The organism is Trichothermofontia sp., from assembly GCF_053493415.1.
The window spans coordinates 1-9,199 of the sequence record NZ_JBRCAD010000005.1; the positions used below are offsets into that span (position 1 = coordinate 1).

13 protein-coding genes are annotated in these 9,199 nt (G+C 54.6%); 3 read left to right on the top strand and 10 right to left on the bottom strand.

What is annotated here, in order from left to right; genetic code table 11:
* Nucleotides 1-1,057: 3'-5' exonuclease (locus ACWIUF_RS00545; protein ID WP_448570220.1), on the top strand; the 1,057-nt coding region annotated here is incomplete at its 5' end.
* 5 nt (nucleotides 1,058-1,062) lie between these two features.
* Here the strand turns inward: ACWIUF_RS00545 and ACWIUF_RS00550 are convergent.
* The 4 genes from ACWIUF_RS00550 to ACWIUF_RS00565 form a co-directional block, all read right to left on the bottom strand.
* Complete coding sequence (locus ACWIUF_RS00550) at nucleotides 1,063-1,989, bottom strand: hypothetical protein (RefSeq protein ID WP_448570221.1); 927 nt, start codon at nucleotides 1,987-1,989, stop codon at nucleotides 1,063-1,065.
* A 20-nt stretch (nucleotides 1,990-2,009) separates the two neighbouring features.
* Entirely contained in the window at nucleotides 2,010-2,948 is a 939-nt protein-coding gene (locus ACWIUF_RS00555; RefSeq protein WP_448570222.1) for a hypothetical protein, read from the bottom strand.
* Between the two features lie 159 nt (nucleotides 2,949-3,107).
* Entirely contained in the window at nucleotides 3,108-3,671 is a 564-nt protein-coding gene (locus ACWIUF_RS00560) for a Uma2 family endonuclease (protein ID WP_448570223.1), read from the bottom strand.
* 56 nt (nucleotides 3,672-3,727) lie between these two features.
* Entirely contained in the window at nucleotides 3,728-4,114 is a 387-nt protein-coding gene (locus tag ACWIUF_RS00565; protein WP_448570224.1) for a hypothetical protein, read from the bottom strand.
* A gap of 66 nt (nucleotides 4,115-4,180) precedes the next feature.
* Between ACWIUF_RS00565 and ACWIUF_RS00570 the strand changes: the two genes are divergently transcribed.
* A complete protein-coding gene (locus ACWIUF_RS00570) occupies nucleotides 4,181-4,546 on the top strand; it encodes a GIY-YIG nuclease family protein (RefSeq protein ID WP_448570225.1) in 366 nt (121 codons plus the stop codon).
* Between the two features lie 4 nt (nucleotides 4,547-4,550).
* Entirely contained in the window at nucleotides 4,551-4,757 is a 207-nt protein-coding gene (locus ACWIUF_RS00575) for a hypothetical protein (protein WP_448570226.1), read from the top strand.
* A gap of 27 nt (nucleotides 4,758-4,784) precedes the next feature.
* Here the strand turns inward: ACWIUF_RS00575 and ACWIUF_RS00580 are convergent, their stop codons facing one another.
* From ACWIUF_RS00580 to ACWIUF_RS00605, 6 genes are all read right to left on the bottom strand, one after another.
* Complete coding sequence (locus ACWIUF_RS00580) at nucleotides 4,785-5,420, bottom strand: nucleotidyl transferase AbiEii/AbiGii toxin family protein (RefSeq protein ID WP_448570227.1); 636 nt, start codon at nucleotides 5,418-5,420, stop codon at nucleotides 4,785-4,787.
* A 12-nt stretch (nucleotides 5,421-5,432) separates the two neighbouring features.
* The gene (locus ACWIUF_RS00585; protein ID WP_448570228.1) at nucleotides 5,433-5,627 is read right to left on the bottom strand and encodes a DUF2283 domain-containing protein; all 195 of its coding nucleotides are present in this window, start codon (nucleotides 5,625-5,627) and stop codon (nucleotides 5,433-5,435) included.
* On the bottom strand, nucleotides 5,620-5,838 hold the full coding sequence (locus ACWIUF_RS00590) for a hypothetical protein (protein ID WP_448570229.1): 219 nt from the start codon (nucleotides 5,836-5,838) through the stop codon (nucleotides 5,620-5,622). Before ACWIUF_RS00590 ends, ACWIUF_RS00585 begins: the two co-directional genes overlap by 8 nt.
* A gap of 13 nt (nucleotides 5,839-5,851) precedes the next feature.
* Nucleotides 5,852-6,085, bottom strand: coding sequence for a hypothetical protein (locus ACWIUF_RS00595; RefSeq protein WP_448570230.1), 234 nt, complete (start codon nucleotides 6,083-6,085; stop codon nucleotides 5,852-5,854).
* Between the two features lie 10 nt (nucleotides 6,086-6,095).
* The gene (locus tag ACWIUF_RS00600) at nucleotides 6,096-8,882 is read right to left on the bottom strand and encodes a CHAT domain-containing protein (RefSeq protein ID WP_448570231.1); all 2,787 of its coding nucleotides are present in this window, start codon (nucleotides 8,880-8,882) and stop codon (nucleotides 6,096-6,098) included.
* Nucleotides 8,875-9,199 (bottom strand): PIN domain-containing protein (locus tag ACWIUF_RS00605; RefSeq protein ID WP_448570232.1); only part of this gene is annotated, 325 nt, incomplete at its 5' end. The genes ACWIUF_RS00605 and ACWIUF_RS00600, both read right to left, overlap by 8 nt.

Genomic DNA, 9,199 nt, shown 5'->3' on the forward strand with positions numbered 1-9,199 from the left:
CCTGCGGGAGCATCAGGACCACAGTGCTGCTGTCCTCGTGCGAGAGAACCGCCAGGGGCGATTTGTGGCCCAGCGCTTACAGGATCGGTTTAAGCAGGCGGGCATTGAGATTTACGAAGTCGGGGAACAGGATCGCCACTCCCATGTGCCCGGTGAGATGCTGGCGTTGTTGCAATTCCTCGATCGGCCCCACTCGCCCGATCGCCTCAAGGCCGCCCTCAGTGTTCTGGTTGCCCGTCAGCGCATCCCGGCCCAGGATCTCGATGCCCTCGCCAGCCTGCCGGAACAGTTTCTTTATCCCACGCCCCTCGATCCCCCCCAGCCAGAGCCGGTCCAACGGGCACGCCGCTATGGGGTCAGCCTCCTCCGTGCGCGTTTAGAACTGCCCAGTTACCAGTTGATTTCCTTCCTCGCGCTTAGCCTGGGCTATGACCAAACTGAATTGGCCACGGCGGATAAGTTGGTGAGTCGCATTCTGCAACAAACGCTGGGGGATACGTCTTTGGCGGCGATGATTACCGTGTTGAGTGAGATTACCAACTCGGAGCGCTTTGAACCGGTGGAAACCGATGAGGTGGAATCCCGCTATGCCCGTGCTGGTCGGTTGACGATTATCACAATGCACAAGGCCAAGGGGCTGGATTGGGATTATGTGTTTCTGCCGTTCTTACATGACACGGTGATTCCGGGAAAACCTTGGGTGCCGCTGCAAGCCCAATTCCTGGGCGAATTTACCCTGGCGGAGGTGGCCCGCGCCCAAATCCGCGCCGATCTCCATGCCCAATTGGATGCTCCTGGGGAGACTTCTGCTGCATTGGCGGGGGCGGTTTCACCGTTGGCCTCGCCCGCGATCGCGTGGCAGCAGGCGAATCAACTCAAAATGGCTGAAGAATATCGTTTGCTTTATGTAGCGATGACACGGGCACGGCGGTTGTTGTGGATGTCGGCGGCGCGGCAGGGTCCGTTTACCTGGAATCAACTGGGTAAGCTGGACGATCGCTCCCCCTGTCCGGTGTTACCTGCCCTCCGCCGCCAGTTCCCCCAGGCGTGTTTTTAGGGATGTTAAGACTGCTCTGCTTGAAACTGCTCCAGAAGTTCCTGACGGGAGGACTGAAGAATTAACCGAGCGCGATCGCTAGGGGACAGGGCCATCAATTGAGGGATGATGCTGGCTAGGCCTTCATCAAGGCGATCGAACTTAGCCATTAGGAGCGCTTCTAGGTCAGCCCGTTGGCCCTCTTGACGGCCTTGTTCTAGGGTTTCGGCCAACCATTGTTCATAGACAGGGGATAAGTTCATCGCAATCTCCTGTTCAGATCTGCTTAGATTGTGCCGTCTTTGCAGGGTGATCTGCAACTGGGCGAGGGCGGCGAGGGCTTGGCGTTGCAGGGGGTGGTTTGCTAGGGCCATGAGTTCGGCGATCGCGCTTCTCTGAACAGTGCCGCGTCCGAGGAGGCGGAGCCAGAGGGTGTCAGGATGGGTGGGGAGTTGGTGAATGACCACGATCGCAGTCCGCAACGCCGGAGCCAGAAAGTAGACACCCTCCGACCAGCCCGCTTGAGGTTCGGCCCGGAAACTGGTGAGGAGGCGCGGGGAGGCAGTGGGCACCAAGATCCAGAGGTGGGGCAGGTCAGAATCCAGTATTTTTTGTTTTTGGCGTTTGGCGTCGCGGCGTTGGTGGGCTTGGAGCAGCAGCAGTTTATTGAGGCAGGCACAAATTTCGGCGGCAGGAGCCGGGTTACGAAAGGCTTCGAGCAGGGCGGGGGTGGTGAGCATTTGCCCCAGGAGGCCGAGCAGGTGTTGCTGGGTGGCGAGTTGCGGGTTGGGTGTGAACCAGAGATCGACTTGTTGGGGTTCGCCGGGGGAAATTTCCAGGCTGATTTCTGACTCTTCGCTGAAGGGCGTGAGGAGTCCTTTGAGGTATTGTTTGGCAAATTGATCGTGGGGTTGGCGGGGCATGACGTTGGCCCCTGTGGGCGACAGGGCCATTCACTGGGGAATCATGCAGGTTAGGTTTTCATCAAGTCGATCGCGTCATACTCAAAACCAGTCGGTAACTCTCCCCGTAAAAGGTAGGTGTTGATCTGACGGGCCAGTGTTTTTTCAATAGCGGCATCGAAGGTCGGGGGCAGTGGCCAATGCAGGGCGCGGTAGAGGTCAAATCGGTACAGGTCAAAGGTGGCTTCAATCAGGGTGGTGTAGGCTCTGGCGGCATCCAGTGCCCAGCGATCGTAGGCAAAGAAGGCGGTGCCAAGCCCCAGGGGTATTGCCCACCAGGCCCAAATTCCCCAAATCAGAAACAGCAGGCTCCAAAGCCAAATGCGAACGGCACTATCCAGATCGGCACGGGTGGCTTGTAGATCGGCTTTGACCGCATCGGGAAGGAGGAGCCATAGGTGGGGCCAGCAGACGATCGCGTCCAGCCCATATTTTTCGAGGGGCCGTCGTTCCGCTGCCCGGAGAATATTCCCTAGGCGGGTGGGCATGGTTTGGTTGGGTAGGGGCATCTGGAGTTGTTGCCGATCGAGTTGGATAAATTCCTCCTGTTGTTCAGCCGTGAGTTGGGCCGGATCAGTGTTGGCAAGGTGAGCAAGGGGTTGCCAGCGATCGCGGACCTGCTGATGATGTTTTGCGGCTCTACGGATCAGCCAGCGGCGGAGGGGACGTAATTGGGTTGGCCAGTAGCCTTCGAGAAAGCGTAATACGGACAGGTCGAACCGTTGTACGACGAAGCCAGAAGCTGCAATGATGCAGAAACCGACAATAAGAAGGGCGATTTGTAGGGGTTCCGGGTAGGCACTAAATTGGGCACTCAGGGTTTGCCAGCCATAGTGTTGTAGCGCGACGGCGGCTCCGCCTGCCCAAAAGATAAAGGCCGGGGTTAAGGTGGTTCCTACCCATTGTTCGGCGAGTTTGCCGCTGACTCCTTTCAGAAATTCGCTAGACACGTTAGGCTCCCAATTGTCAACACGGTCAAGCCAATACCGATTTTCTCAACACAAATCTAAAATTGAAACCCCTTTCTAGCCAGCCTGCTAAAATCTAAAATCTAAAATCTAAAATCTAAAATCTAAAATCTAAAATCTAAAATCTAAAATCGTATCCCCCTACTCACTCAGCCAAGTAAACAATTGCCCAACAGTTAGGTTAAAAGATTCGGCAAAGGCGGGAACGGGTAAGCGATCGCTGATGGTTTCATAAACGGCGATCGTTTGATTCGGGAAATAGGCGAACACCAGTTCTTCATCCGGATCAATCAACCAGCCGAGTTGGGTGCCGTGGGCAAGGCAGTGGAGGATATTGCGCACAACTTTAGTATGACTTTGCTCTCGAGAGAGGATTTCGATCGTCCAATCGGGTGCTAGCAGAAATTGATTCGCAACTTTTCCCGCTGCATCGCGGGGAATGCGCTCCCAGGTGAAGACGGCAACATCAGGAACAAGCGATCTGCCCCCGAAGGTACAGCGCAATTCAGAATAAGCGCGGGCAATATGCGATGGTTTTAGACTAAGGTTGATTGCGGTACCTAGGTCAAGCTGAACAGTGCTGTGCTTTCCTTGGGGCATGGGTTTCTGGATAATTTGACCATCAATAAATTCGCTGGCGGGTTTGGTCTCTGGGAGGGCAAGAAACTCATCGAGGGTGAGGGGTTTGGTGGAAGTTTGAACCATTGTTATTACGGAGATAATCAGAATTGAGATAGAAAAGCGAGGATATTTATACCCCCTTAGGAAGCGCGGTTAAGGAAACATTTATGGGTGGGACAGGCGGGGGGTTCGATGCCAACTCTGGGCTGATACCAAACGTAGTCGCCGTGGGGACAGCTATATTTGGCGGCATTCACGATCGACATATCTCCCGGTAACGGACTCCAGGCTCGGAGATGTTCGGGTTGCTGTTGGTTTTGCAGAAAGTTGAAGGCCCATTCACGGGTGGTATCCTGAGCCGAAAGTAGTTCTAGGACGTTATTGGCGATCGCGGTTTGGGTGTCGCTTTGTGTCAGAAGTTCAGCGAGTTGGGTATCGATCGGGTCGGCGATTTCGGTTTCCAGGAGTTCACCGAGATAGGGGCGAATGGTGCGGGCGGCTTCTAGGATATCTTCAGGGTCGTACATGGGTTGCCCTCTTGTCCGTGCTTGTTCCTATCATAGATAATACAGTCAGGGGAGGGTTGACTGGGTATGGTTGATGTTCGACAACAGGCAAAGGCAATTCTTGACCAACTTGCATTCATGCCATTTGAACAGTGCCTTGCCATCGATCGCCAATTTAATCACTTACCTACGCGACCTGGTATTTATGCTATTCGACACCAGACAGAAGGCGTTTTGTATCTAGGTAAAACTAATGATTTAGGGACCAGATTTAATGGTGGGCATAAAGCCTTTACATGGGCGTGGCTAGATCGCTATCCTCCGACTGAGGTGAGAATAGCGATCGTAGTTCTAGAGCGTTGGGGGAATCCAGCGCTATTATCAGAGCTAGAGCAAATGCTTTTACGATCGACCGAACCGCCTTATAACGTTAAGATTCCTAGGGAGTTCTAAGTTTATGAGATCGACAAGTTTTGAACAACTGACACACACGGCAGCGCAGGTGATTTTGGAGCAATTACCAGAGCGAATTAAACAAGCTTTGCTTGATCGTGCTGCTGAGATTGACTATCCCGTGGAAGCGGTTATTGAGATGGCACTGGCAGGTTATTTGGACAGTGAGGCGATCGGGTTTGCAGACTGCAACCCTAAGCGCGGCCAGTGATGTACATTGGTTTGTTGATATCTATGCTTAGAAGTCAGTATCTTCATCCGCTAGCTCAATCTCTTGGGCAACGAGGGTTTGCCACAGGGTTAAGGCTTCGGGGGGCGCATTGCTAGCCAGTAATTGTTCAGTGATGAGATCGGGGTTTTGCTTGAAGTTGGGGAATTTCAGTAGCAGCATGACCAGATCGCGCCAGTCGGTTCCGGCTTTGGGTTGATTGCGCCGTTGGTGATAGGCGATGACTTTACTGACAATGAGGGCATCGGGCGCGAGGACCAGGAGGTTGGCAATCCGTTGGGCTGGGGGTAGGGTCTCGACGGTTCTGATATCGACGAGGTGACGGTTACCGGCTTTTCTAACCTGAAAGAGACGATAGCCTCGTCCTTCTGCCACTTGTCGAATGCGAATGGCAATGTGAAAGGTTTGGCTGAGATGTGCCCGTAATGCTTCGGCGAGATCGCTGGCACGGGTGGACATTAAATCAATATCCTGGGTCATGCGGGCTTCGCTGACATAGGCGTTAACGGCTTGTGCGCCAAAAATTACCACATCGTCTTTACCTTGCAAGAACGCGAGGATTGCCTGTTGCAAGGTGGCGAGGGGCAAGGGTTCTTGGCTCATAAATTCTTGCAGGGTTAAGATCCCAGGATTGAGCAGTGTCATAGTGATATCTGCTTAGGATGCTAACAGTTCAGTCATGGATTTATCAGAGAGGTGTTGTTGGAAATCGAGGATTTCAATGAGGACGAGTTTAGCGTCTTGGGAATAGTGAAGGATGATTTCGCCGTCATCTTCGGCATAGGCGATCGGGGCTTCGGAAAGCTCAATTAAAAGTACATCAACATCCTGGCTATAGCTCATATTAATCATGATTGGCTACTGTCAAGGCTTTTTGTAAGGTTTCGGGGAGATCAACTTTCATGAAATAGTTGGCTGGATATAGATAGTCTTCACCGGATTCATCGATGACTCGGATTAGGTTATGTTGACTCGCTTTCAGGTCAGGTAGAACTTGATAGATTTTTCTGATTTCGAGGGAGACGGGATAGTCTTGATTATTAATACAAACAACAAAGTTCATGATCTACTCCTAGTTAATCAAAAATGTATTTGATTCTAATTTCTTTCTTGCCAATACCATGCGCTTCGTACCAGTGAAGCTCTGCCTGACTAATGGTACCGTCGTCAAGTCGGATAGTAGCCACGCCTTTAAGTTTGCGCCAACGGCCTGGGCCATAGGCTTTCCGCAGGCGATCGCATTCCCGAATGCCAAAGCCGATCGCAATGGTTTCAATACTGCGAATCTCTCCTAGAATTTCAAACCTCATATTGATATTTTTACACGCCGGTATAACTAAATGCGGCCCAGTGGAAGGGATGGGCGTAGGTGCGATCGCTCCGTTTCAGGGTAACCAGTCCCGCGTAGTCGGCTATTTCGCCGTCGGGGGTATCCCGAAGCCATTGTTGGGCCTGTCGGAGGGCAACGGCGGGTGCCAGGTTTTTTCGCCGCCAGAGGTCATAGAAACGGGTGAGGAGGAGCATGGTGCTGAGATCGGAGACGGACCAGAGGGAGGCGATCGCCCCGGCAACGCCTGCTTGCAGGAGGCCGGTGGGGAGGCTGATGGCTTCGTCGGCGAGTTCGATGCCCGCGAGTCCGGTTTCACAGGCGGAGAGGATGGCAAGACGGATGCCGCCGGTGGGGGTGTCGGCAAGTTTGAGGTCGAGGAGATCGCGGAGGGTGAGGAGGCCATCGTGCATGAGGAGGCCGCTGGTGAGGGGTTCGGTCAGGTTGGCGGTGCCGTGGCAGGAGAGGTGGAGGATGTTGCAGTGGGGGAGGGCGTTGAGGACGGCGGCGACGGTGGCTTGGCTGTGGGAGAGGACTTGGGAGTTGGGGAAGGTGCGGCTGGCGGCGGTGATTTCGCGGCAGGAGTTGGGGAGGTCGTTGCGGGGGTTGTCAATGGCGAGGAGGGTGTCGGCGGGGGTGCGATCGGCAATCGCCTGGGCGGCTCGGAGGGAGCGGGCGTTGGGGGCATAGGTGAAGTGGATGTCGTCGAGGGCGTAGCGTTTGCCGGTGGGGGTACTGGGATCTTCGACCCAGGCGGCGTGGAGGGGGAGGAGGCTGAGGTAGCCGGTGGGGATGAGGGTGGCTTGGGTAAAGTTGTGGGTTTTGAGGTGGGTGATTAGGGGAGCCATGAGGGGTTCCCAGAGTTGGCGGGTGGTTTGCTCAATTTCTTTGCACCAAGCTAAATAGTTGGCTTTGGGATTATTGCGGAATGCTTGATAGGCACCCAACCAGCGGCCTAGTTCTGGATCGTCCGCAGGTCCGTAGAGAATTTCGCGCACTTGACTCTCAGGCAAGTCATCTAGCCAAATCGGTTCAATGTTTTGGCGGGTAACAATGAGGGCAAGGCTACCAGCAGGGGTTGGAACCAGGTAAACCAGGGGAATCTCCGGTTTTAAGGCGGCGCGGATGTCGTCGAAGCTGGGTTGAGTGAGGAAGGTTTCGTAGCCGGGGATTTGGCGGATCTGGTCGAGGGTGGTGGTGAGGGTTTGACGGAGGTGCTGGGCAGTGTTACGGAGGAATTCAGGCGTGATCTCGTGCCGCTCGTCGGAGGTTTGGCGGAAGCGTTGTTGGGTTTCGAGGTCGCGGAGTTGATGGGTGATATCCCGGTATTGGGTGTAAAGGTCGGGGTGGCTTTGCTCGAGTTGGCTGAGGTCGGCCCGGTCCCGTTCGAGGCTTTCGCTGAGGCCACGGGCACGGCCCTGTTCGAGGGTGAGGGCGGCTTGTTGGAGGTTGCCGATTTTGGCGAGGGCGTAGGCGGCGCGACGCGGGAGATCGGCGGTTTCGGCCAGTTCGGCGGCTTTGCTATCGAGGAGGGTGGCGCTTTGGTAGAGGATTTCGGCGGCTTGGAGGGCGGTTTGGTAGGCAGCAGCGGCTTCTGGCCACTGTTTTTGCTCCGCGTAGAGATTCCCCAGACTGCGAGCGGCTTTGCGACAATCATCGGGAAGGAGTTGTGGGTCAAAAACTTCCAGACTCGATTGATAAGCCCTGATCGCCTGCTCGAGATTCTCGGCCCGATCGCCCCGAATGCGGTCAGAGTAGGCATTGGCGAGGTTCATCATGGTCTGCGCCCACTCGACGGGCATGGCCGCTGGCGTCATCACGGTCAAGGCTTGCCCATAGGCCGCGATCGCCTGCTCGAGATTCTCGGCCCGATCGCCCCGAATGCGGTCCTTGTAGGCATTGGCGAGGTTATTCATCATCGTCGCCCGCAGCGCCTTGTCGGTCGTGATGGCTAAGGCTTGCTCATAGCGCGCGATTGCCTGCTCGATGTTTTCTGCCCGATCGCCCCGAATGCGGTCCTTGTAGGCATTGGCGAGGTTATTCATCATCGTCGCCCGCAGCGCCTTGTGGGTCGTGATGGCTAAGGCTTGCTCATAGTGCGCGATCGCCTGCTCGAGATTGTCGGCCCGATCACCCCGAATGCGGGAATAGTAGGCATTGGCGAGGTTCATAGTGGTTTGTGCCCAGCCTTGGGGATTTTGCTCACGGGTGCGCACTTCCAAAACTAGCCCATAACCCGCAAGGGTAATTTCCAGATTGTCAGCACGATTCCCTAACGGAAAATCTGAGATATCAATACTGATATTTTCAATTAACGCCACCATATCTTCGGCAGCTTCCGGATTCTCCGCAATAAAGCCTCTCACAACCGTTTGCATCACCGGAATCAACCCTAAATTCAAGTGCGCCAAATGACGACGCAACACCTCAAAAATCATCTGCGGCGAGCCTTGGGTTTCTAAGCGTTGCAGTTCCGTTTGTAAGAGTGCTTGCAATAGCCTTAGCGCCCCATCAGACTTCCCAGCCAAAGATTGCACCTCCATCCCTGGCAATTCCAGCCCCAGTGCTTGCGCTAGTTGTGCCGCCAAATTCTCCAGAAACCGCGCCGCATTCTCCTCCCCCTGCTCCTTTGCCTGCGCCGCCACCGCCAACACCGTCTCCGCAAACCCCGCATCCAGCAACTCCTGATGCGCCTGCAAAATTCCCGACTCCTCCCCACCGGGACACGCTAGCAATTGTTGAATCAGTTCGAGGTAGGCTTGCACACGACTTTCATTCATGGCTGGTATGGGGATAAAGGGCAACAAATTGCTCCGGCGACCAAATCGCCACCTGAGTACTGACAAAATCCTGCGTATTCCGAGTCACAATACCATCCATCCCCCCCGCCAGCGCACACGCAAGTTGAATGGCATCCTCAAAATCCTTTCTGCAATCGCAACAAACGGCTCCCGCGCCAGAAGTGTTGAAAGTTAGGTTAAGCGATGGAAAAAAGGGACAGAATGCAGTATTCTGTCCTCTAACAAATAAAAAATGATGTTCTATGATAGCCTCATTCCCGAAGCTTGTCAAATTGATCTTGAAGCAGCTTTGTCCG